The sequence below is a fragment of the Clostridium lentum genome, assembly GCF_014287815.1.
GTDB lineage: Bacteria > Bacillota > Clostridia > Clostridiales > Clostridiaceae > Clostridium > Clostridium lentum.
In genome coordinates this window covers 27,310-51,769 of record NZ_JACOOQ010000002.1, presented here as the reverse complement: position 1 = coordinate 51,769, position 24,460 = coordinate 27,310, and the positions used below count along the sequence as shown (strand labels likewise).

Annotated in this window: 22 protein-coding genes and 2 riboswitches; of the genes, 3 read left to right on the top strand and 19 right to left on the bottom strand. The window is 29.5% G+C overall.

The genetic code is table 11. From position 1 onward, the window contains the following. Positions 1 to 4: 4 nt before the first annotated feature. Genes hemC through hemA form a run of 3 tightly spaced genes read right to left on the bottom strand, consistent with a single transcriptional unit; the run spans position 5 to position 2,668 of the window. Positions 5 to 877: a hydroxymethylbilane synthase gene (gene hemC, locus H8R92_RS01745; protein WP_022213136.1), complete on the bottom strand. Its 873-nt coding sequence runs from the start codon at positions 875 to 877 to the stop codon at positions 5 to 7. Next, positions 846 to 1,514, bottom strand: a complete 669-nt coding sequence (locus H8R92_RS01740; protein WP_022213137.1) for an NAD(P)-dependent oxidoreductase — start codon at positions 1,512 to 1,514, stop codon at positions 846 to 848. The genes hemC and H8R92_RS01740 overlap by 32 nt, the downstream gene beginning before the upstream one ends. Then, positions 1,475 to 2,668, bottom strand: a complete 1,194-nt coding sequence (hemA, locus tag H8R92_RS01735) for a glutamyl-tRNA reductase (protein WP_022213138.1) — start codon at positions 2,666 to 2,668, stop codon at positions 1,475 to 1,477. The genes H8R92_RS01740 and hemA overlap by 40 nt, the downstream gene beginning before the upstream one ends. A gap of 309 nt (positions 2,669 to 2,977) precedes the next feature. Continuing rightward, positions 2,978 to 3,080: riboswitch (purine riboswitch) on the top strand. Positions 3,081 to 3,110: 30 nt separating this feature from the next. Here hemA and ade point away from each other — a divergent pair. Further along, positions 3,111 to 4,847, top strand: a complete 1,737-nt coding sequence (gene ade, locus H8R92_RS01730; protein ID WP_186834541.1) for an adenine deaminase — start codon at positions 3,111 to 3,113, stop codon at positions 4,845 to 4,847. Positions 4,848 to 4,920: 73 nt separating this feature from the next. Here the strand turns inward: ade and H8R92_RS01725 are convergent, their stop codons facing one another. From H8R92_RS01725 to H8R92_RS01710, 4 genes are all read right to left on the bottom strand, one after another. Continuing rightward, complete coding sequence (locus H8R92_RS01725; RefSeq protein WP_022213140.1) at positions 4,921 to 6,423, bottom strand: DUF1846 domain-containing protein; 1,503 nt, start codon at positions 6,421 to 6,423, stop codon at positions 4,921 to 4,923. A 266-nt stretch (positions 6,424 to 6,689) separates the two neighbouring features. Continuing rightward, entirely contained in the window at positions 6,690 to 7,340 is a 651-nt protein-coding gene (locus H8R92_RS01720) for a ferredoxin-like domain-containing protein (protein ID WP_186834540.1), read from the bottom strand. A gap of 59 nt (positions 7,341 to 7,399) precedes the next feature. Continuing rightward, complete coding sequence (gene yidA, locus H8R92_RS01715) at positions 7,400 to 8,212, bottom strand: sugar-phosphatase (protein ID WP_279287092.1); 813 nt, start codon at positions 8,210 to 8,212, stop codon at positions 7,400 to 7,402. An 88-nt stretch (positions 8,213 to 8,300) separates the two neighbouring features. Then, a complete protein-coding gene (locus H8R92_RS01710; protein WP_243166557.1) occupies positions 8,301 to 8,576 on the bottom strand; it encodes an ATP cone domain-containing protein in 276 nt (91 codons plus the stop codon). A 230-nt stretch (positions 8,577 to 8,806) separates the two neighbouring features. On the opposite strand from H8R92_RS01710, the gene H8R92_RS01705 reads away from it, so the two are divergent. After that, complete coding sequence (locus H8R92_RS01705) at positions 8,807 to 9,316, top strand: L,D-transpeptidase (RefSeq protein WP_022213144.1); 510 nt, start codon at positions 8,807 to 8,809, stop codon at positions 9,314 to 9,316. Here H8R92_RS01705 and H8R92_RS01700 read toward each other — a convergent pair. Further along, on the bottom strand, positions 9,309 to 9,962 hold the full coding sequence (locus tag H8R92_RS01700; RefSeq protein WP_022213145.1) for a peptidylprolyl isomerase: 654 nt from the start codon (positions 9,960 to 9,962) through the stop codon (positions 9,309 to 9,311). The genes H8R92_RS01705 and H8R92_RS01700 overlap by 8 nt on opposite strands. Positions 9,963 to 10,105: 143 nt before the next feature. Continuing rightward, on the bottom strand, positions 10,106 to 10,522 hold the full coding sequence (locus tag H8R92_RS01695; RefSeq protein WP_186834539.1) for a DUF3785 family protein: 417 nt from the start codon (positions 10,520 to 10,522) through the stop codon (positions 10,106 to 10,108). A 172-nt stretch (positions 10,523 to 10,694) separates the two neighbouring features. Here H8R92_RS01695 and H8R92_RS01690 point away from each other — a divergent pair, with 172 nt between their 5' ends. After that, positions 10,695 to 11,255, top strand: a complete 561-nt coding sequence (locus H8R92_RS01690) for a hypothetical protein (protein ID WP_186834538.1) — start codon at positions 10,695 to 10,697, stop codon at positions 11,253 to 11,255. Between the two features lie 65 nt (positions 11,256 to 11,320). Here H8R92_RS01690 and H8R92_RS01685 read toward each other — a convergent pair whose 3' ends face one another. From H8R92_RS01685 to H8R92_RS01640, 10 genes are all read right to left on the bottom strand, one after another. Beyond that, a complete protein-coding gene (locus H8R92_RS01685) occupies positions 11,321 to 12,622 on the bottom strand; it encodes a homoserine dehydrogenase (RefSeq protein WP_186834537.1) in 1,302 nt (433 codons plus the stop codon). Between the two features lie 116 nt (positions 12,623 to 12,738). Beyond that, on the bottom strand, positions 12,739 to 13,686 hold the full coding sequence (locus H8R92_RS01680) for an ABC transporter permease (RefSeq protein WP_022213149.1): 948 nt from the start codon (positions 13,684 to 13,686) through the stop codon (positions 12,739 to 12,741). Next, complete coding sequence (locus H8R92_RS01675) at positions 13,686 to 14,774, bottom strand: ABC transporter permease (RefSeq protein WP_186834536.1); 1,089 nt, start codon at positions 14,772 to 14,774, stop codon at positions 13,686 to 13,688. Before H8R92_RS01675 ends, H8R92_RS01680 begins: the two co-directional genes overlap by 1 nt. Then, positions 14,774 to 16,294: an ABC transporter ATP-binding protein gene (locus H8R92_RS01670; RefSeq protein ID WP_186834535.1), complete on the bottom strand. Its 1,521-nt coding sequence runs from the start codon at positions 16,292 to 16,294 to the stop codon at positions 14,774 to 14,776. Before H8R92_RS01670 ends, H8R92_RS01675 begins: the two co-directional genes overlap by 1 nt. Positions 16,295 to 16,439: 145 nt before the next feature. Next, complete coding sequence (locus tag H8R92_RS01665) at positions 16,440 to 17,495, bottom strand: BMP family lipoprotein (RefSeq protein WP_186834534.1); 1,056 nt, start codon at positions 17,493 to 17,495, stop codon at positions 16,440 to 16,442. Between the two features lie 158 nt (positions 17,496 to 17,653). Then, positions 17,654 to 17,752, bottom strand: a riboswitch (purine riboswitch). A gap of 214 nt (positions 17,753 to 17,966) precedes the next feature. Next, the gene (asnB, locus tag H8R92_RS01660; RefSeq protein ID WP_186834533.1) at positions 17,967 to 19,808 is read right to left on the bottom strand and encodes an asparagine synthase (glutamine-hydrolyzing); all 1,842 of its coding nucleotides are present in this window, start codon (positions 19,806 to 19,808) and stop codon (positions 17,967 to 17,969) included. A 246-nt stretch (positions 19,809 to 20,054) separates the two neighbouring features. Next, the gene (locus H8R92_RS01655; protein WP_022213154.1) at positions 20,055 to 20,156 is read right to left on the bottom strand and encodes a MetS family NSS transporter small subunit; all 102 of its coding nucleotides are present in this window, start codon (positions 20,154 to 20,156) and stop codon (positions 20,055 to 20,057) included. Between the two features lie 2 nt (positions 20,157 to 20,158). Continuing rightward, entirely contained in the window at positions 20,159 to 21,670 is a 1,512-nt protein-coding gene (locus tag H8R92_RS01650; protein ID WP_022213155.1) for a sodium-dependent transporter, read from the bottom strand. A gap of 342 nt (positions 21,671 to 22,012) precedes the next feature. Continuing rightward, positions 22,013 to 22,855, bottom strand: coding sequence for a Cof-type HAD-IIB family hydrolase (locus H8R92_RS01645; protein WP_022213156.1), 843 nt, complete (start codon positions 22,853 to 22,855; stop codon positions 22,013 to 22,015). A gap of 175 nt (positions 22,856 to 23,030) precedes the next feature. Then, positions 23,031 to 24,446, bottom strand: a complete 1,416-nt coding sequence (locus H8R92_RS01640; protein WP_186834532.1) for an aminotransferase class I/II-fold pyridoxal phosphate-dependent enzyme — start codon at positions 24,444 to 24,446, stop codon at positions 23,031 to 23,033. Positions 24,447 to 24,460: the final 14 nt, after the last annotated feature.

Sequence of the window (24,460 nt, the reverse complement as noted above, 5' to 3'; positions counted from 1 at the left end):
CCTCCTATACTTCTAATATGCTTTCTGCTAATTTAATACCTAATTGTATATTATCATCCTTTTTTCCAGTTATATCTTTAACAACTATTTTGCCATTAACTTCAAATGTTCCTATGATATAAAGATTATCCTTTTTTATTTCAGCATAGCATCCTATTAATGTATGGCATCCACCATTAAGCCTTTTCATAAAACTTCTTTCTGCCTCTACAGCAATTCTTGTATCTTTATCATCTAGTGCCTTAAAATATTTTCTACTTTCACTATTTTTTAAACATTCAATTCCTAATGCACCTTGACCAACAGCCGGTATAAATACCTTTGGATCTAAATATTCTGTTATTATATCTTCCATGCCAAGTCTCTTAAGACCTGCTGCTGCAAGTATTATCCCATCCATACCTTCATTTTTCATCTTTTCTAATCTAGTGCCTACATTACCTCTTATAGGTACAATATTTAAATCACTTCTTATCTTTCTTAATTGTGCTGCTCTTCTAATACTACTTGTTCCAATTATAGCTCCTTTTCTTAAATTCTTTAAGGAAATTCCATCTCTTGATACAAAAACATCTCTTACGTCTTCTCTTTCTGGCATTGCTACTAATTCAAAATCTTCTGCTAATTCATATGGCACATCCTTCATTGAATGAACAGCCCCTTGTGCTTTTCCTTCCAATAAAGCAAATTCTATTTCTTTAACAAAAAGACCTTTACCACCAATCTTATCTAAAGTTACATCTAGTCTTTTATCTCCTTCAGTAACTACTAATAATTTTTTTGCATCTATCTTTTGCTTTTCTTTAAGCATTGCAATAATAGTTTCTGTCTGTTTCTGTGCAAGCTTACTTTTTCTTGTTGCTAAAATCAAATTCATTTATTTTCTCCTTATAAAATAACTCTAATACTATTTTCCCCTTACCTTTATCAAATATATATTTAAAATCTTCACTGTTAACAAAGGAAAGTAACTTTAACTTTTCTGCATTTTCCATATTAATAGTATTTCTTAAATTTCCTGTAAACTCCATAAAATCATCATATCCTACAATTTCTTTTTGAAGTTTATCAGCCAGCATCACTGCACCTTTTGGATTACCAACCTTGGTGTTTATACTCATTAAAATATTACTGCTTTCCCTTTTCACTGGAATAACACCCATACCCTTTTTAAAATTTGCAGAATTAATATATATTTTAGCTAAAGAATTACAATCTCTTATTATATTATCTATAATTTCTTCATCTGATATAGCTATTATGACCATATGTTTATCTTCAATAAATCTTTTATAATATTCTTTTTTTATTAATGTAACTGAAATATTTTGGAAATCATCAATAAATTCTCTTGATAGCACTTCCACTTCCACTCCATTACTACTTAAAGTCTTTGCTTTAATATATGAACCTCTTCCCCCTCCAATAATACCAACTCTTAAAGTATTAGCAAAGAAAGTTATTGGCATATATTCTATTTTTTCGTAAATATCTCCATTAAAATTCTTAGACACTGTTCTTCCCTACCCTTTGCCTTTTCATTCTTTAGCACTTTTATGGCTCTATTTATATAATAATCTGCCGTACTTTTTATCAGTATTTCTGCTAATTTAGCATCTTCTTTATTCTTACATTTATTTTCAAAAGATTTAACTCTATGGCTTACGATAAAATCACCTGAATCTTTAAATTCTTTAATATAGTTGGTAACACATCTTAAATTCAACCAATTCATATATTCTTTTATGTATTTATCAATAATATATTTATTTTTTTGCATTCTTTCCACTCTTAAATGCTTATTTTCATCATCAAGCTTGCTTATCTTATCAATATCTAAAAGTTGTACTCTTTCATAATTCTGAAGCTGTGGATCAATATCTCTTGGCATGGCTAAATCTATCAATAATATATTCTTACCTTCCTTATTTATATGATATTTTTCAACTACAAGATGGCTAGCTGCTGTACAGCTTATTAACCCATCCATTTCATTTAATCTTTCTCTAGCCTCATTGTAAGTTAATATATTTACCCTCTGGTCAGTAATTTTCTCTACTTTACTCTTATCTCTTACTACTATGTTTATTTCTTTAAGCTCTGTACCTAAAGCATATTTAATCACTAGCTTTCCTATAGTTCCATAACCCATAACCATTAATTTTTCAGCTTTACTTTCTATAACTTTATTTACAGCTATAGAAGACGATGATACTGGAATCTCATAAAGCTTAGTATCACTCCTAAATCTTTTACCACAGCTTATGGCTTCCTCAAAAAGTCTCATAAGCTCTGAAAATATATATCCTTTTTCAACTCCTTCTAAATAAGCATCCCTTATTTGACCTAAGATTTGATCCTCACCTAATATTCTGGAATGAAAACCACAAGCAAGCTCAAATAGATGTTTTACAGCACTTTCACCATCTATGTAAAATACATACTCTAAAAGACTCTTATCCCAATTTAAAACCTCAAATATCAATTCCTTATCTATGCCTTGACCTTTAAAGTAAATTTCTGTCCTATTGCATGTGCTTAATATTACAAATTCATCAGTAATATTTCTCAATGAGTTACTTATTAAATCTTTAGTTCTTGGTGAAATCACTAATTTTTCTCTAATACTTACATCTACACCCTTTTTTATCCCTATTAGACCTAACATACTTCACCACCTACTTTTTATTTAAAAACATACTTATAATTATATACACTACCTCATACATTAACAACTTTTCAGCATAATTTTATTATATCCTGTGAAACATCTCTTTCATTATTCATTAAAAAATATTTTCGTCACTTAACACCTTAAATTTAGGTAAATCTCTCGAAATACTTATCTATATTTTTTTTCCTCCCTTTCCTCTACTAAATCATTTTTACTTTATTTTTCATATTTATTATTATTTTCAATTTATAACTATCTTGGTGCTTATATAAATTATTCTTTGACATAGTTACGTAAAATTACTATAATATAAACAATAACTTTCGTATAAGCTTAATAATACGGTTTAAGCGTCTCTACAATATCACCGTAAATGATATTTACTATGAAGAAAAGTCCACGAAGGTTAAGTACATATAAAGAGGTGGATTTATTAATGAAAAAAGATGTATTTATCAAAAACATACAAGCTGCATCTAAGCAAATAATTTCTGACTTGGTCATAAAAAACATCACCATTGTAGATGTTTTTCAAAACTCTACATTCATTTCTGATGTTGCAATTTGTAATGGATATATAGTAGGTATAGGTGAATATAAAGGAAAAACTGAAATTGATGGTACTGGAAAGTACATTTGTCCTGGTTTAATAGATGGACATGCTCATATTGAAAGTTCACTATTAACACCTAAAGAATATTATAAAGCCGCATTACTTCATGGAATAACTTCTATGATTGTTGACCCCCATGAAATTGCAAATGTATTAGGTATAAAAGGCATTAACCTTATGATGGATTTAAGTGAAAACTTACCGTTAGATTTCTACTTTATGCTTCCTTCTTGCGTTCCATCAACTCCTTTTGAAAATTCTGGTGCTATATTAAATAACTTAGACCTAAAGCCATTATATGATAATAAAAGAGTTTTAGGACTTGCAGAAGTTATGGATAGCCCATCAGTTATTAACTGTAGTGAACATATGATATGTAAACTTTATGATGCAGTTGAAAACAACTCCATTATAGATGGTCATGGAGCTGGCTTTGATATTGATAAAATAAATAGCTATGCTGCTGCATCTATTAAAACTGATCATGAATGTCACACTTATGAGGAACTTATTGAAAGAGTTCGTAGGGGAATGTACGTACTTATACGAGAAGGTACTGTAGCTAAAAATTTAAATGAACTAGTTAAAGGTGCTTCAATACATAATAGCAGAAGACTTTGTCTTTGTACAGATGATAAACATATAGATGATTTATTAAAAAATGGTTCCATTGATAATTCAATTAAAATGTGTATCCGTGATGGACTACGTCCAGAGACAGCAATTCAAATGGCTACTTTAAATACCGCCGAATGTTATGGTTTAAAAACAAAAGGTGCCATTGCTCCTGGATATATTGCAGACTTTATCATTCTTGATTCTTTAGTTACCTTTAAAATTTCTTCTGTTTATAAAAATGGTAAACTTGTAGTACAAGATAATAAACTAATTACTAATAGCTCTGTTGAGGTAACGAAAATTAACATTGAGCCAACTATTAATATTCCAAAGCTTACAAAAGAAAGCTTTAATATATCTCTTGAAAATAAGACACAATTAAATGTAATTGAAATCATACCTAATAACTTAGAAACTAATCATCTTAAAATAAATATTTCAGCATTAAATTTAGATAAATCTTTCATCCCATCTATTGATGAAGATTTATTAAAGATAGCTGTAATAGAAAGACATCATAATTTAGGTAATATAGGTTTAGGAGTAGTTAAAGGATTAAAATTAAAATCTGGTGCCATTGCAACTACTGTAGCTCATGATTCTCATAATTTAATTGTATGTGGTACTAATGATACTGATATGATTCTAGCTTGTAATGAAATTAAGCGATTAGGTGGTGGAATAGTTGTGGTGAAAAATGGTTTAGTTCTTGCTTCTTTAAGCTTAGAAATTGCTGGTCTAATTACTAATAGAAGTGCTGATGAGGTTATAAATGATTTAGTAAAATTACATGCTGCCATTGATAAAATTGCTCCATCAATAAACTTTAATCCATTTTTAACTTTATCATTTTTATCACTGCCAGTTATACCTGACATAAAAATTACAGATAAAGGGCTTTTCAATGTTAAAACCTTTGAATTTATAAATATAGCTGAATAAAAAACAGGAAATAGCCGTTAGGTTATTTCCTATTTTAATTAAACAGTACATATCGTTGCACTTATGCACGTAATTAATAATAAAGGCTTTCTGATGGATATACTGCATCACAGGTTATATCTATTCCAAGCTTTCTGAAAGTTTGTTCATCATTAGTTGGAATTATTATTGTTGAATGTGCTTGCCCACCTGTAAGTAGTGGTAATTTATCCATTGCTGCTTGAGCCATTGGATTTGTTGCTGCACAAATACTTAATGCTATAAGAACCTCTTCACAATTTAAGGCAACATTTTTACTTGATAAAGTTTCAGATTTTAATTTAATTATCGGTTCTAATATTACTGGTGATATTAAATGAATGTCATCTGAAATATTTGCTAAATACTTAATTGCATTTACTAAAACTGAAGCAGAACTATCTAAAGTTTCAGTATTTCTACCTGTGATTATTGTTCCATCTTCTAACTCTAATGCAATAACTGGCACTATCTCATTTTTATCTACTGTTTCTTTTAAATTTTCTGCACGTTTTCTAGCTGGTAAAACCACATTTCTATCTTCTTCTTTTAAATTAACCTGTTCCATGATAAGTTTTGCAGCTTCAAAAGTTTCTTTATCTACATAACCTTTTTTATATTCACAACCTGTTTTAAAGTATCTTCTAATTATTTCTTGTTTTGATGCTTCTTTAACAACATCATCATCTATTATTCCAAACCCTACTCTATTAACTCCCATATCAGTTGGCGATTTATATACAGATTCCTTACCAGTAATCTTTTCTATTATTCTTTTTAATACAGGAAATGTTTCAAGATCTCTATTGTAGTTTACTGCTGTTTCTCCATATGCATCTAAATGGAAGTAATCTATCATATTTACATCCTTAAGATCTACTGTTGCTGCTTCATAAGCTATATTTAAAGGATGCTTTAATGGTACATTCCATACTGGAAAAGTTTCAAATTTGGAATACCCTGCCGCCTTTCCTCTTTTGTATTCATGATATAACTGACTTAAACAAGTTGCTAACTTTCCACTTCCAGGACCTGGTGCTGTAACTACCACTATTGGTTTACTAGTTTCTATATATGGATTTTTACCATATCCCTCATCACTAACAATTGTATCCACATCTGTAGGATATCCTTTTGTAGCTCTATGCTTATAAACCTTTATTCCTCTTCTTTCCAGTTTATTAATAAATACTGTTGCCGATGGCTGGTCATTATATCTAGTTATAACTACTGAATTAACTTCTAAATCATAAGATCTTAAATCATCAATAAGTCTCATAACATCCATATCATATGTTATTCCAAAGTCACCTCTTATTTTATTTCTCTCTATATCACCAGCGTATACACAAATAACTACTTCCACATTTTCTCTTAACTTATGTAATAATTTAATTTTAGCATTTTCATCAAAACCTGGTAGCACTCTCTTTGCATGAAGGTCGAATAATAGCTTTCCACCAAATTCTAAGTACAGCTTATCATAATTATTTACTCTTTCTAAAATATATTTAGATTGCTCTTCTAAGTATTTTTCATGATCAAATCCTATTTTCATTTTTTCAACTCCAGTATATTATTTTTTATTTCTTTTGTAATACATAAACAATTATATTATACATAATTTCCTGTATCTTTATCATACATATTCATATTTCATTTTTACAAAATATATAATATTATCACATAGAAAGACATTATTGTAAACATAAACCCGAAATCTATTTTAAATTACTTATTTATAATTCGTAAAATTAAAACCAAGAATCATATTTTTTTTAAATTCCATTCAAAGGACGTTATTCCTCAATTCATCACTCATCATTATCTTAATTTTACTCTTTCAATGAAGCTCTCAACTCCAATTCTTTCTATCATTAAGCTAAGTTTTTCTCCTAGTTCTGCTTCATCTTTATAATATTCAAAGATATTATCTACTAATTGTAGAGCTTCTTCTTCTGTAAGATCCTTGGCAATAACATCTGCCACTCTTGGATGAAAACCTGCTGAGCCTCCTGCCACCACCATCAATCCTGACTTATCAGCTATTACACCAACATCTCTAGCATAAACACTTCCACAGGCATTTCTGCATCCAGCTACTCCTATCTTAGTTCTACAAGGCATTTCTTTTTTAGCATATTTCTTAGTAAGCTTAACACCTATACCAATGGTATTATACTTACTTCTTTTACAAAATCCTGCTGGACAGCTTTCTACATTCTTTACAGAATTAGTTGTTATAACTGCTGGCTCCATTCCAAGTTCTTTCCACACCTTTGGTAAATCCTCTTCCTTTAAATTAGTAATTAATATCCTTTGCCCTGATGTTATCTTTAATACAGCTTTATATTTTTTTGCCACCTTAGCAATTTTTTCTAACGTTTCTGGTTGTATAAATCCACTTGGAATATCTGGTGTTATTCCAAAAGTTCTTTTCCCATCACGTATCTTTTGTAAATTCCCATAATGCATAAATTTCTCTCCTAACTAAATATAAGAACTCTATAAAGAGTCCTTATACGTAAATATTATTAACTATTTAAAACTAAATGCTCTATTGCTTTGGCAACTCCATCATTTTCATTAGTGTCTGTAATATAATTTGCAGCTTTCTTAACTTCTTCAAAAGCATTTCCCATGGCAACACCCATACCTGCACATTCAATCATCTGAAGATCATTTCCTGCATCTCCCATAGTTATTACTTGATCTAATGTTATTCCCATATGCTTCGCTAGCATTTCAACACCTACACCTTTATTTACTTCTTTATTTAAAAATTCAAGGAAATATGGCGTACTTCTAACTACTGTATACTTATCATATACTTCCTTTGGAAGATTATCTACAGCCTTCTGTAATACTTCTTCTTCATCAATCATCATTATCTTTATTATGCTATGCTCTTTTTCTAACTTATTAAAATCTTCAATGTTTATCTTAATATTATTAATATTTGCTTCTACTTCAGTATACTTACTATTTTTAGGTGTAATTAATCCTTTTGTTTCAGAGAAAGCATGAATATTTACCCCTAAATCCTTACTTACTTCATATAAATAATGTAAATCTTCACCAGTTAAACCTATTTTACAAATTGGCTCTCTATCCTTAGTCTTTAAAACTAAACCACCATTATAGCTAAGTACATAGTCATTTTCACCATACATATCTAGTTCTTCTAAATATCTAGTTACACCATCTATAGGTCTTCCTGTAGCTAATACTACCGTTACTCCCTTTTCTCTAGCATCATCTATTGCTTTTTTAGTTCTTTCAGATACTGTTTTATCCTTTCTTAGTAACGTTCCATCCATATCTAATGCTATTAATTTATAATTCAAAAATACTCACCAATCCTTACTTATACTTTTACTTCTTTAATTATTAATCATTATATCATAGTTATAAATCCAATAGCAAAAATATACATCATTGTTTTTCATAACCTACGTATTTCTCTATTATGTCAGAAAATCCATCTCTTTTTAATATAGCAATTACTATACCAGATATTTCATAACTTGAAGTGTCTTCGCCATTTTTCCTTACTTCTTTCATTTTAGAATTGATGTCTTCCACTAATATCTTTACATCTGATTCATTTAGTAACTCTTTACTATCATTAGTAGCACTTAAAATACTGATTTTTATTTTTTCAAGATCAAGTTCTTGAAGTCTTCCATCTTTCTTAATAACTTTCATCATATATCACCTCAAGAATTATTTTGTCTTGTTCCCTAAAAAATACTCTTTCTATATGGTGATTTTATTTTTTTATCATAAATTTCAACTATTTTATTATTAAAATATTATCAATTCTCATAGATGATATCATCATAAATATCAATCTATAGCATATAAGTTATAAATTTCATACCATTTTATATTTATTTTTATAATATATAGTATATTAATGATTTGAGGATTTCTAAATTATGATTTCTAAATTTATAAAAAAAATTCATACGAAACTTAATTTAAAAAACCTTCATCCATTTTCATCAAAACGTTATGCAAAAGACTACTTATCAAATGCCGAATCTTTTATAAATTCAAAAAATATTAATAGCTCAAGCATTTATCTAATCTGGGTTGATACTGACCATTTCAAAACTAATATCTTTAAAAAATCTAAAAATTCCTGGACTCTATATAAAAGCTTTTTATGTACCATAGGTAAACCATGGGAACCAACCATTAAGGGAACCTTTTTCGTTGGCGTAAAAGGTTATTCCTTCGGTGAAAATCGTGGCTTTAGATGCCTCTACTACACCCAAATTAAAGGAAACTATCTCTTTCACTCTATAGTCTATTATCTAGATGGTACCATAAAGGATGATAGACTTGGCATGCAACTCACCGATGGTTGTATTCGCCTTTCCACTGAAAATGCCAAATGGATTTATGATAACATCCCTGAAGGAACAACCATCTTTATTAATTAATCTTTTCCACTTCTGGATAATTAACTCCCTTTGTATCTACTGTAATAGATTCTATAACCACAGCTTCCTTTGGCTTATCGTTGTTATCTGTTGCTACTTTGCTAATGTTCTTTACTATATCTAGTCCACTTATTACTTTCCCAAAAGCAGCATATTGACCATCTAAATTATTGAACTCACCTACCATAATAAAGAATTGGCTTCCTGCTGAATCATTACTTCTTGCTCTTGCCATTGATAATACACCATCAATATGCTTTAAATCATTTGCTTCATAACCATTACTAGAAAATTCTCCTGCTATAGAATATCCTGGACCACCAGTTCCGTTTCCTTCTGGATCTCCACCTTGTATCATAAATCCATCTATAATTCTATGGAATGTTAATCCATTATAAAAGCCAGAGTTTGCTAGGGAAATAAAGTTATTCACTGTATTTGATGCTTTACTTGGATATAACTCTGCTTTTATAGTTCCATAGCCCTTTACCACTATTGTAGCAATTGGTAAATCACCATTTTCAACACTAACATCATCCTTACTTTCTTTTACTTCTGTACTGCTTTCATTCTTAGTACATCCAATTGCTGCAATTATTGCTGTACAAACCGTTGCAGCTAAAATAATTTTTTTAACAATCTTCATATTTCTACCTCAATTTACTAATTTTTTACTATAGCACTTATTATATCATTTTTTCCATATAAAGAGGAACACTATTTACTTAATAGTATTCCTTCATAAATAGCTATATTTATTCTAAATCCTCTCCATTCATATACTTATATCTATATTTCAAATTCCTCTATTTCCACTGAATAGCTTCCGCAATGCTTACATACATTGACTAATACTATATAGCTATTATCCACTTTCCCTGCCTTTTGCAGCCTGTTAAATGAAAGTCCTTCGTATTCTTTATCAATTGAACTTATAACAAATTCTCCATTATTAGTATATATGTAAAAATTATATCCTAGAAAAGCAAAGAATTTTTTCTTTTCCCTAAGACCTTCTTTACATTCTCCACATGACATATCAAAGTACTCTTTTGAAAAATCCACTTCATTACTATTTGTCATTATTTCTAATACTTTATCTAAATCAATATTTTTTATAGGATTTTCCTCATCATTAATAAAATAATCTAAGTTTTCTTTATTTAGTTTATATTCTCTTCCTTCGAAAGTAAATCTGTATTCCATCTATTTTTTTCCTTTCTTTTTTATTAACTAATTCTATCATAAGATATCTTATAAATAAACAATATATTGTACCTATTGACATTTTCTTAAATAATTATTAATGTATTTCACTTTTTATTAACATTGATGGAATTTTAGTGTACAATATACTTTATATAATGGAGGGATAGTTATGAGCTCAAAAAATATTTATTTAGTATTTTCAAAAACTGGTACAATGTTTTCACAATTAATTTCTTTATGTACTCACGAAGAATATGCTCATGTTTCACTTTCTTTAGACAACACCTTCACAAAAATGTATTCTTTTGGCCGTATTAATCCAGCTAAAGTGCTTCCTGCTGGATTTGTATATGAAAATATATATGACGGAGTATTTGCTATGTTTCCTGAAAGCAAATGCCTAATTTATAAAGTTAGTGTTACTGAACACCAGTATCATAAACTTGTCAAAGAAATACGTATTTTCGAAAATAACAAAGATAATTTAAAATACAATATTTTAGGGACAAGCCTTGTATACTTTAATAAACCAAAAAAAAGAGAAAATTATTATTTCTGCTCTGAATTTGTCTCTGAAGTATTAATAAATAGCGGTATCTTTAATACCCATAAAAAACCTGAGGAAATCTTACCTTTAGACTTATTGGCAGTTGAAAATAAAACATTAATTTACGAAGGATATATTAATAAACTAAGTTTTGCAAGTGAAACGTTAACCAGCGTAATTTAAATATAAAACAGCGGATGTAATAAACACATTCCCGCTGTTTTTTATATTAACCTCATATCTTTAATTTATCTAAAATCTTCTATTCTTATTATATTATCAATACTTTTAACAGTTTTCAAATCATAAAGCCTCTCTATTGAATCCATAATTAATCCTTCTGTGGTACTATGAGTTATCAAGACCAATGTGACGTCAATATTTTCTTCCTGCTTTACACCCTTTTGAATTACTGATTTTAAACTGACTTTATTGGCACCAAATATTGTTGTTATCTGACCTAATACACCTGGTTTATCACTTACTGTAATTCTTAAATAATATCTGCTTTCAATATCCTTTAAATCTTTAATATTCATTTCCCAAAGGTTGTTCTTAACTACTGGCTGCATATTTTCAACTTCTACATTATTTCTTAATATCCATATAATATCACTAACTACTGCACTTCCTGTTGGAAGACTTCCTGCTCCTCTACCATAAAACATCATATCCCCTACAGCATTACCATTAATGAATACTGCATTAAATGAATCATAAACATTAGCTAAAGGATGAGTTTCTGGAATCATGGTTGGATGTACTCTTAATTCAAGTTCTCCATTCTCTTCTTTAGCAATAGCTAGAAGTTTTATTACCATACCAAAGCTACTAGCATATTCCATATCTATAGAATTTATCTTTGTTATACCTTCTCTATATACATGTTCAGGTTTTATTTTGGTACCAAATGCTAAAGAAGACAATATTACAAGCTTGTATTGTGCATCATATCCTTCTATATCAGATGTGGGGTCAGCTTCAGCATATCCCTTATCCTGAGCCTCTTTTAACACATCCTCAAAGTTCAAATTCTCAAGTTCCATCTTACTTAAAATATAATTGGTAGTACCATTAATAATACCATATAAAGTATTAATTTTATTAGCTGTTAAGCTTTGACTTATTCCATTAATAATAGGAATACCACCTGCTACACTTGCTTCATATTGGAAACTTACTCCCATTTCATCAGCTTTTTCAAATACTTCATCACCACAAGTAGCTAAAAGCATCTTATTAGCTGTAACTATTTGTTTTTTAGCTTCCATAGCCTTGATAATGTATTCTTTTGCTGGCTCTATACCACCCATAACTTCAACAACTATCTTTATTTCATTGTCATTTAATATCTCTTCATAACTTGTTGTAAGTATTTCTGTTGGTACTTCTACACCTCTATCTTTCTTTACATCTCTTACCAGTATCTTAGCTATTTCTACTTCATATCCTGAGCGCTTAACTATTTGTTCTTTATTCTCTCTTATTATTGATAATACACCTTTTGCTACATTACCTAATCCTAAAAGTGCAATTTTTACTTTTTTCATAAATATCCCCCTTTGTTTTTAGGTTAGTGTAAAGTTTTATTGCATAAAAAACAACGATCTCCTAATTTTATGTTAAAATTGAATATCCAACAAAACAAATTATATATCTTTATTACCTATCTCTTTCCTGCATCAAATGGTTCTCCAGCTGCTTTCGGAGCTTGTGTAGATTTAGAGAATATAATAAGTGCTATTAATGTTATTACATAAGGGAACACCTTTAATAGTACTAGTGGTATCTGTTGTAATTGTGGAATTACTTGTGAAACATTGGCAAGTGTAGACGCAAATCCAAAGAATACTGTTGCTCCTAAAATTCCAAGTGGTTTCCACTGTCCGAAAATTAATGCTGCTAAAGCTAAGAAACCTAACCCTGCCACACTTCCATTAAACTCTCCTGAATAAGTAACTAATATTATACATCCACCTAAAGCTGATAAAGCTCCTGAAATTATAACCCCAAAGTATCTCATCTTTGTAACGTTAATCCCTACTGCTTGTGCAGCTTGTGGATTTTCACCACATGCTCTTAATCTCATACCAAAAGCTGTCTTATATAATAAAAATGTACTTACAGCTAATATAACAAGTACTAACCATGTTGTTGCATAAGTTCTTGTAAAGAATAGCGGTCCTAATACCGGTATATCTTTTAATATACTTATACTTTGTGGTACAAACCCCATAGTTATTCTTATATTACCACTACCAGTGATATTTCTTGCTAAAAATACTGTTAAAGCTCCCGCCACCATATTTATAGCTGTACCACTTATTACTTGGTCTGCATTTAAATTTATACTAGCAAAAGCATGTAATATTGAAAATAACGCCCCAACTAAAGCTGCTACTAATAAGCCAATCCATAAAGCACTTTCAACACCTGCTGCTTGAAGCTTAGATATAGTTAAAGCTCCTGCAAAAGACCCAACAATCATAAATCCATCTAATCCTATGTTAATTATACCACTTCTTTCACAATATAATGCACCTAAAGCTGTAATTAGCATTGGTATTGTATAAGCTATTGCATAAGGAAAAATCTTAACTAATATATCCCACATTATTTCTCCACCGCCCTTTCAGTAGTTTTACCTGCTATCACTTTTTTCTTTTCTTCTTTTATTTTCTTAAACTTATTTATTACCTTATCCATAATCATACTTGTAGCTGCAAAGTAAATAATTGTTGCTATAATTGTATCTGCAAGTTCTGGTGGTACTTTAACATTAGCATTCATAAATCCTTTACCAACATAAAGAACGCCAAAGAATAATGCTGATAATAATACTCCCAATGGTGAGTTATTACCTAATAAAGATACTGCTATACCATCAAATCCTTGTGAAGGCATAACCCCTATTTGCATAACTTGTGAGTTACCCATATATTGAACAACTCCTGCAAGACCAGCTAGCGCCCCTGCAATCATCATTGATACAACAATATTTCTATTTACTGGCATACCTGCATATTCTGCACCAAATTTATTATATCCAACGGCCTTTAATTCATATCCTAAAACTGTCTTATTAAGTATAAGCCAAATAATTACAACAGATATTATTGCTAATAATATACCAAGGTTTATGTATGAACCTCCAAACATTTTTGAAAGCCACTCAGACTTTAGTGTAGCTCCTTGAGCAAGCTTTGCTGATTCTGTTTCTGTAGTTCCTTTTAAATATTGTGGAACCATATAATATACTATCCAGTAAGCAGTCCAGTTCATCATGATTGATGAAACAACTTCATTAACCTTAAATAACGCTTTTAAAACTCCTGGTATAGCTGCCCATAAAGCTCCAGCCATTATACCACATATAACCATTAAAGGTATTAATACTGGTGATGGTAAATCTACTAAAATACCTATTGCTGTTACTGTAAATCCACCTGCTAACATTTGTCCAGGAGTACCTATATTAAATAACCCAGTCCTATTTGCAAAGGCAACCGACAACCCTGTTAAGATTAAAGGTGTAGCCGTCGCAATTGAATTACCAATTCTCTGAGTATTCATTAATCCACCTTTAAAAAGGTAAGTATATCCATCTATTGGGTTATACCCCATAGATAACATTAATAAAAATCCTGCAAATAATCCTAAAACTATTGCCATAAGAGATTTTAACAATTGATTCTTATGCACTAAGCTTCCTCCTTCTTTACGCCGGCCATCATTAAACCAACTTCATTTTCATTTGTTTCATTAGCATTGACTATCCCTATTAATTCACCATTATTTACTACAGCAATCCTATCTGATACATTTAATACTTCATCAAGTTCAAGTGATACTAAAAGGACAGCCTTTCCTAAATCTCTTTGTTCTACTAATCTCTTGTGTATATATTCTATAGAACCAACATCTAGCCCTCTTGTAGGCTGAACAGCTATTAATAAATCCGGATTCGATTCTATTTCACGTCCTATTACTCCTTTTTGTTGATTACCACCTGATAAAGATCTTGCTATAGATTGTCCACCTTCACCACTTCTAACATCGAAAGTTTCTATTATTTTATTTGCATATTCTCTTATCTTTGCTCTATTAATTAAGCCAAATTTAGAAAATGGAGCTTTTTTATATGCCTTTAACACCATATTATCTTCCATTGTATAATCAAGAATCAATCCTCTCTTATGTCTATCTTCTGGAATATGTGCAATGCCATCATCAATTCTTTGACGGATAGATTCTTTTGTTATATCTTTATTCTTAAATTCTATTATTCCTGATTCAACTTGTCTCATACCAGTTAATGCTTCAACCAATTCAGTTTGTCCATTACCTTCAACACCAGCTATACCTACTATTTCTCCAGCTTTAATATCTAATGAAAAATTCTTTAGACCTAAAACTTTCTTATTATTTTTAACTGAAATATTCTTTATACTTACAACAGTTTCTTGGGGTTTAGCTTCTGATTTTTCTACTTTAAATGATACCTCTCTACCAACCATCATTTTAGCCATTTCTGATTCAGTAGTATCTTTTACATCAACTGTTCCTATGTATTTACCTCTTCTAATAACTGTACACTTATCAGCTACAGCTTTAATTTCCTTTAATTTATGTGTTATGATGATTACAGATTTCCCTTCTTTTGTCATTTCCTTTATAATTGAAATCAATTCATCAATTTCACTAGGTGTTAATACAGCTGTAGGTTCATCAAATATTAATACATTTGCATTTCTATATAACATCTTAAGTATTTCTACTCTTTGTTGCATCCCAACTGAAATATCTTCAATCTTTGCGTATGGATCTACATTTAATCCATACTGTTTAGATAATTCTTCAATTCTCTTGGCAGCTGTTTTAATATCTACTACTAAACCTTTTTTAGGCTCACATCCTAGAGTTATATTTTCAGTAACTGTAAAGTTCTCCACAAGCTTAAAGTGTTGGTGAACCATCCCAATTCCTAAATCATTTGCTACATTAGGATTAGAAATTTTCACTTCTTTACCTCTTACCTTTATACATCCTCTATCTGGTTTATACATACCGAATAACATTCCCATAAGAGTTGATTTTCCAGCTCCATTTTCTCCTAAAAGAGCATGTACTTCTCCCTTTTTAAGTTGAAGTTTTATATTATCATTCGCCACTATTCCTGGAAACTCTTTACGGATATTAAGCATCTCTACTACATATTCCATTGATATCCTCCTTAAACTAAAAATATTTACTATTCTATTCAGCTACTTTTACAATTACATTTTCATACACGAAACTTTATTTAATTTATAACGACAAATAAAAATGCATCCAGTTTTACAACCGGATGCATATATATATAATATATTATACTTCTGAATTAACTACTATTTCACCATTCTTTATAGCTTCTAAAACTTCCTTAACTTTTTCAACTGTTGAATTACTTAAGTTTGGATTTTCTGATGGTATACCAATGCCATCATTTTTAGCATCAAATGTTATAGTTTGTCCACCCGGGAAAGTACCTTTTAATTCTGCTTCTATCATTTGGTAAGCTGCTTCATCTATCTTCTTAATAGCTGAAGTTAATATTACAGATGTTCCATCCGATTTTAAACCATCATTGTATTGGTCAGAGTCAACACCAATTACCCATACCCCTTCTCTATTCTTAGCTTCAGTAATAACACCATTTCCTGTTCCACCTGCGCAAGCAAAGATAGCTTTTACACCATTATCATACATAGTTGCTGCTAATTGCTGCCCTAATACTGTATCAGTAAATGATCCTGAGTATACTACGTTCTCATCTTTTAAAGTTACTCCTGTACCAAGATTTTCATTAGCATAAGCTACACCTTGCTTAAATCCAGCATCAAATCTTTGTACTGAAGGTATTTCCATACCACCAATGAATCCCAAATCACCACTTTTTAATTCTAAGGCTGCTGCAACACCTGCTACAAATCCTGATTCTTGCTCAGCAAAAAATAGCGCAGCTGTATTATCTGCTACTAAAGCATTTCCATTTCCATCATTTGGCTCACCATCAATGATTACAAACTTTGCATCGCTATATTTTTCTTGAGCTGAATATATAGCTCTTTCAAACTTAAATCCTGGACATATTATAAATTTATAATCTGCATCGTAAAGATTTTGAATTTGAGTTAAGTAATCAACTTCTGTTTCTCCATCTGGTTTCATATAATTTCTTTCAATTCCTAATTTCTCTTCAGCTAATCCAATTCCTTCCCAGCTTCCTTGGTTAAATGATTTATCATCTATTGTTCCTGAATCTGTTACCATACCAACTTTTAAAGTTGCCTCTTCACTACTTTTGACTTCATTATTTCCACATCCTACTAACCCTGTTACCATTAAAGCTGAAAGAACTAATGCTATTGATTTCTTTTTCATAAATTTTCCTCCTAAACTTTTTTCAATAAGTTATATTTCCTAAATACTTCTATATGAAAACCCATGTAAATTATCTGACTAAATTAACATGTATAGCTTAGTTACATTTAAATTAAATATATCAATTAGCATTTTATACCTTATTATGCATTAAGTCATATACAATTAAATTTACCCATAGCTTAGAAATTTTAGGTTTCCAGTAGAAACATCCCACCATATTAGGGATTTATATGAATAATCATAGCCCTCTTATAACAAACTATATTTCTTATAACAAACTATATTTTCATTATAATTCAAAACATTCGTAATATCAACATATTTTTTTCATTTTTTATAAACTTATACAAAATTTGCTTTGCTTCTGTTATTGCACCATTTCCAGTTATCGCCGCTGATTAGAATATGGCTGTAACTCAACTATAATACATTTTAGCTGCTAGTTGTATCCCTTCCCAAGTTCCTTGGTTAAATCAATATATTTACATTATATTCTTTCATCCATATATTAAGTTGAATTAAATATGCTATAAGTTGTGGCCCTGTCATCAATTGCCCAAACCAAGGAGTAGTATATGATTTTCCTTCTGTATCAACTATTTCTTTAACAACTTTGTTATCAATTATTTCTAAAATAGGAGAATTATTATCACTTAAAATTTTATTCATTTCTTTACATACCATTTCTGTATATATAGGATTATGGGTTTTAGGATACGGGCTTTTTTTTCTATAAACCACATCTTCTGGCAGTACTCCTTCTAAAGCTTTTCTTAAAATCCCCTTTTCTCGTCCATGAAGAAGCTTTATCTCTGCTGGAAGATTAAAAGCATATTCCACTATCCTAATATCTGCAAATGGAACTCTAACTTCTAAACTATTATACATACTACATCTATCTTTTCTATTTAATAGATTTACCATAAACCATTTTAAATTCAAATAGAACATTTCTTTCATTCTATAATTTTTCTTATCTTCATTTTCAAAATGTGGTACTTCCTTTAAAGTTTTTAAATATTCATATTCAGCACATTCTTCTATATTAAACTTTTTAATTTTTTCATTTAAAATACTTTTTCTCATTCCTACAGCTCTAGACCAAGGAAAAGTTTTTGCATTTAACATTTCTTCATTAGTATACCATGGATATCCACCAAAAATTTCATCTGCACATTCACCTGATAAACTTACTACAAAATTCTTTCTAATTTCTTTACAAAATAGCAATAAAGACGAATCTACATCTGCCATCCCTGGAAGATCTCTTGCCAAAGTTGACTCTTTCAATGCCAATACCAAATCTTTATGATTTAATACGACATTTTTGTGGTTACTTTTAATAAACTCTGCCACCCTAAAAGCCCAGTACTTATCTGAAGTAGGCTGAAATAAAGAAGATTTAAAATACTTTTCATTATCTTTATAATCAATAGAATAAGTATTTAGTATCTTGCCCCTATTTCTAAACTCTTCTGCTGCTATTGCTGATATGGCTGATGAATCCAATCCACCTGATAAAAAAGTACATATTGGTACATCTCCCACCAATTGACGCTTTATTGCATCAAAGAGTAATAGCCTTACATGTTCTGCCGCTTCTTCTACTGTTTCTTTATTTTCCTGTAAAGTAACCTTCCAATACTCCCAAACTTTTATATTTTCCTTACTTATAAGCAAACAATTAGCTGGTGCAATTTCCAAAATATTTTTATAAATAGCTTTTCCTGGAACTACCGCTGGACCTAAAGCAAATAGTTCAGTTATTCCTTCTCTATCAATTTGAGCCTTTACCATAGGATTTGCTAGTATTGCTTTTATTTCAGAAGCAAAAATTATATTTTTATTATTTATAGAATAAAATAAAGGTTTTACCCCCATTTGATCTCGTGCCAAAAATACTTGCTCTTTTTCTTCATCATAAATGGCAAAAGCAAATATTCCATTAAATTTTTTTATACAATTAACACCCCATGCTATATAAGACATTAATAGCACTTCTGTATCACTGTAAGAATCAAAAAAATAACCTTCTTCTAAAAGACTTTTTCTTAACTCTTCAGTATTATATAATTCACCATTATATACTAACACATACTTATTACCATTGATTATTTTTATCATAGGTTGTTCTCCACCTTCAGGGTCAACCACTATCAATCTTCTATGTCCTAAAAGTACATTTTCACTTTCATATATTCCTTCACTATCTGGTCCTCGCCTCTCTAATATATCAGTCATTTTTTTTATAATTTTGCTGTTTGATTTTAAACTTTCACTAAAATTTACCCATCCAGCTATACCACACATAATTTCACCTTCTCATTATTTTAATATAATACACAATTTATGTAATAAAAATAATCTAGGTGATTATTTTTAATTAATAGTATAATAATTAGTTGAATCACATTAAAGCTAGTTAAGATTTCATAAGTTACAAGGTGAAATGCTACACCAGTTAAGAATTAACACTTCGTTAATTAAGTTCATAAGCAAAGTAACATGAAGTGTTTAACTAAATAATAAAGGAATAGCCAAACGGCTATTCCTTTATTATTTGCTTTCATTTCTTATTGTTATTGTTAATGTTGTTATTAATCCTCCATACAGAACTATTGCTCCTATAAAGAAGAATGTCATTGCTATCGGTGTCATAATTACGCAACCTCACTTTCATTATCAAAATCTAATGAATTTTTATTTTTCCACGGCATTTTACTAAATAAAAGTGCACCTATTATTCCAATTCCTACAATAGCCCAACCATATGTTATAAGCTCAGCTGTTGAATAGCCTCCATATGGCGTTTTAATTTCAGTAATTATACTGCTTATTAACATAATTGCAAGTATTGCTGGTGTTACATATTTAATAATAATATCCCACCATTTTCCTATTCTATAATAAGAAACTGAATTTGTATGATTTCTAATAGTTTCTGGTTTAATTATCCATCCTATTACAAAGGCTTCTAATAATCCAATAACCACTATTCCATAATTATTAACAAAGTTATCTATAATATCTAATAAATAAAGTCCTGCTCTTGTAGCAAATGCTATACTAACGATAAAACCTACTCCGCATATTAGACTTACTACTTTTTTTCTTTCCCATCCTGTTTTATCAATAACTGCTGAACTTACAGCTTCTACTAAAGATACCGATGAAGTTAAACCTGCAAATACTAAACATGTAAAGAATAATACTCCAAGTATTGTTCCCCATACTCCCATTAATCCAAATACCTTAGGGAAAACTATAAACGCTAATCCTATTCCACCTGAAACAACTTCTTCAAATGGTAATCCTTGGCTTGATGCCATAAATCCTAATATTCCAAATACGCCTATAGCACATAAAAACTCAAATCCACAGTTTGCAAATGCTGTCATAAATGCACTATTATTTATATCACTTTTCTTTGGAAGATAACTTGAAAAAGTCATCATAATTCCCATTCCAACACTTAATGAAAAGAACACTTGTCCATAAGCTGCAATCCAAACTTGTGGCTCTAACATTTTACTCCAATCTGGTGTAAATAATTTATTTAAACCAATAGTTGCACCTTCTAATGTAACTCCTCTTATAACAATTATAATCATTATAATTATTAATAGTGGTAATAATATTTTATTAAGTTTCTCTATACCACCTTTTACACCCTTATAACAAATAAACCAGTTAACTGCCCATAAAATTGCAATTCCTATAAGTATTGGCCATATTATGTAACCGAACTCAAATGCAGAATTTGAAGATTGAAGGAAATCATTATAAAAATATGAATTTGTATCATTTCCCCATCCTTTTGTAAAACTTAATGTTAAATATCTTAATGCCCAACTTAATATCATTGAATAATAAGCTAATATAATAAATGCATTAATAGTTGGCCACCAACCAAGCCATTCCCATTTTTTATTTGCTCTAGCAATTGCTAAAGGTGTTGAACCTTTATATTTATGTCCCATTCCATACTCTAATATAAGTATTGGAATAGCCGCTGTAAATATAGCTACAAAATATGGAACTAAGAATGCTCCTCCACCATTTGTATATACTAAATAAGGAAATCTCCATATATTCCCTAAACCTACAGCTGATCCTACAGCTGCAAGAATAAATCCTAACTTACTCCCCCACTGTTCTCTATTTTCTTGCATTTTTATCCCTCCGTTTTATTAATTTATCATCTAATAAGCTTTTTTATTGCTAATTCGTTATGTTTTATCGTTCTTTTCTATATAATATATCATTTAGTATATTTGTGCAAGATAAAATTATACTTTTATCATATATACATTAATATTTTTATAAAAATATTAATGTATACGATTATATTTTAATTATTTTTAAATTTAAAGTACCATTTTATAATAAAATGATTTTTAAATCACCTCCTAATTCCTTTAAATAAACAATGGGGCTGTCTCATCAAAAATTTTATATACAATATATTGTATTATTTATTCTTAATGCGACATCCCCATCTCTTAATTATATTATTAACTTTTTATCTTTAATTCATTTAATCTTTTTTCTATAAATAGTGCAACACCATCTTCATCACAACTTCCAATTACATCTGTAGAAATACACTTAACCTTCTCCACAGCATTTGATGTAGCATAACATTCATCAGCTAATTCAAACATTGGTATATCATTTAAATTATCTCCAAAACACACAAGCTTATCATGCTCTATATATTCACTTAAAAGCTTAATTCCATTTGCCTTAGAAGCTGCTGCACTATAAGCTTCAAGGAAGTAACATCCACTTTCATATATATCTTCATAATATTCAACAAATATTTCATCTATCTTCTTAAGTTCTTCATATATCCCTTTTATTTTTTCGTATTTATCAAAAACTATAAAATTAATTATTTTTGATTCCTTCAAAAACTCCTTATAATCTTCTACTTTTAAGAAAGTTTTTTGCTTTCTATCAGCTCTTTCTTTGTAGAAATTATATTCCCAAGAGTATTCAAATTCTTTATGATAAACCCATAAATGATCATTTCTTACTCCATATACCATGGCATTCTTATGAAATTTATTTAATATATCGAAAACTTTGTCTACTGTATTCTTTTCTATTTCTTTTATATTAATATATTTTTCTTCTTTAATATCGTAAAGCAATACACCATTCATTAGTACTGCTGGAAGTTTTAAATTTACATCTTGTAATAAATCCACAACTGTTGCAGGTGTTCTTGCCGTAGCAACTGTAAAGTTAACACCATCATCTATAAGCTTATTTAAAATCTCAATTGATTTTATAGATACCTCTTTATGACTATTTAATAAAGTTCCATCTAAATCTGTAACAAATAATTCCATAACTTTTACCTCATACCTTATCTTTATAGTTACTTATTTCTTTTCCTGCGAGTATTACATTATATACTATAAAGAATATAAATTCTAGTACTTTTTTAAAATTATGTTCTTTTTCTTCTGTGAATAAAAAGTTAAGGAATAATATTCTGGTTTATTTTACCAATATATCTTTCTACTATTCTTTAATAACTTTGATATATTCTTTATTTCTTATACCAATTACCGAACGATTATTGCTAAGATAGTCATTGATAATAGCTATTGCTTCTTTTGTTATGACTTCACCAGGACATAACAAAGGTATTCCAGGTGGATATGGTATTATAGCTTCACTGGCAATATTTTTATCTGCTTCATTTATTTTTACATATTTATACTCTTTTTTAAAAACCTCATAAGGTTCCAATACCTTTTCAGGAATAAAGGAATAATATTTAGAGTAATTATCTTGTCTTATATCCTTAAGCTGTAAATTTTCAAATGATTTTAAGAGCTTATTAAAATCATTATCATCATTTATAGGAGATAATAATAAAACCACTCCTGAAGCAAAGCTCATTTCACATTGTATTCCTTGCGTTCTTAAATACTCTAAGAGCTTATGCCCACTATATTCCTTTGATAAAGTTACAATATATCGAGATTTATCAATATCATAATTTTCTGATAAATCCTCTTTTGATATTATATGAACTTTATTTAACAAATTAATTATATTTTTATATTTCTCCGCCTTATTTATAAGTTTTTCATATTCATCATTACCATATTCATCTAAATAGAATCTTGCATAATCCAGTGATGACATAATAAGATATGACGGTGAAGTAGTCATAAAAGTATTTAGATAAAATTCTATATCATTATCGTCTCTATTAGATAAAAGATAAGATCCTTGGGTTAAGGCTGGCAATGTCTTATGAGCACTTAAAACCACATAATCAGGTATACTATAAATAGCTTTAGGTAGATTGTCATTTGCAATAAAATGAGCACCATGGGCACTATCTACTACTATTTTTAATCCTCTTATCTTTAAATCTCTAAGCACTTCTTCAATATCATAAGTTATACCAAAATAACTTGGATAAGTTAAAATAATTCCCTTTAAGTTTTCACATTGCTCTATGGCATCATAAATATTCTTCTTATCTGGTGGTAGAAATATTCCTAACTTTTCATCTATTAGTGGTTCAATATATTTAACTTTTAGTTTCCTTAAAATAAGTCCATTATAAATAGACTTATGGCAATTCCTTTCAACTAATACCTCATCACCTTCATTAAAGGCTACAAAAATTGAACAAAGATTACCTCCAGTGCTTCCATTAACCATAAAGTACGCCTTTTTCACACCATATGTCTTAGCTAATAATTTCTGTGCTTCTAATATTATGCCTTCTGGTGCATGAAGGTTATCTAAAGGTTCCACTTCTGTTATATCAAGATAACCCATGGTATCTACAAATTCTTTTCCTATATCGTCTTTTAAAAAGCCCTTTCCACACTTATTGCCAGGCATTGAAAAAATTAAATTTTCTTCCTTTTTATATTTTAATACTTCATCTAAAAGAGGTGTTTTTTTACTCATCTAAGTTCTCCATT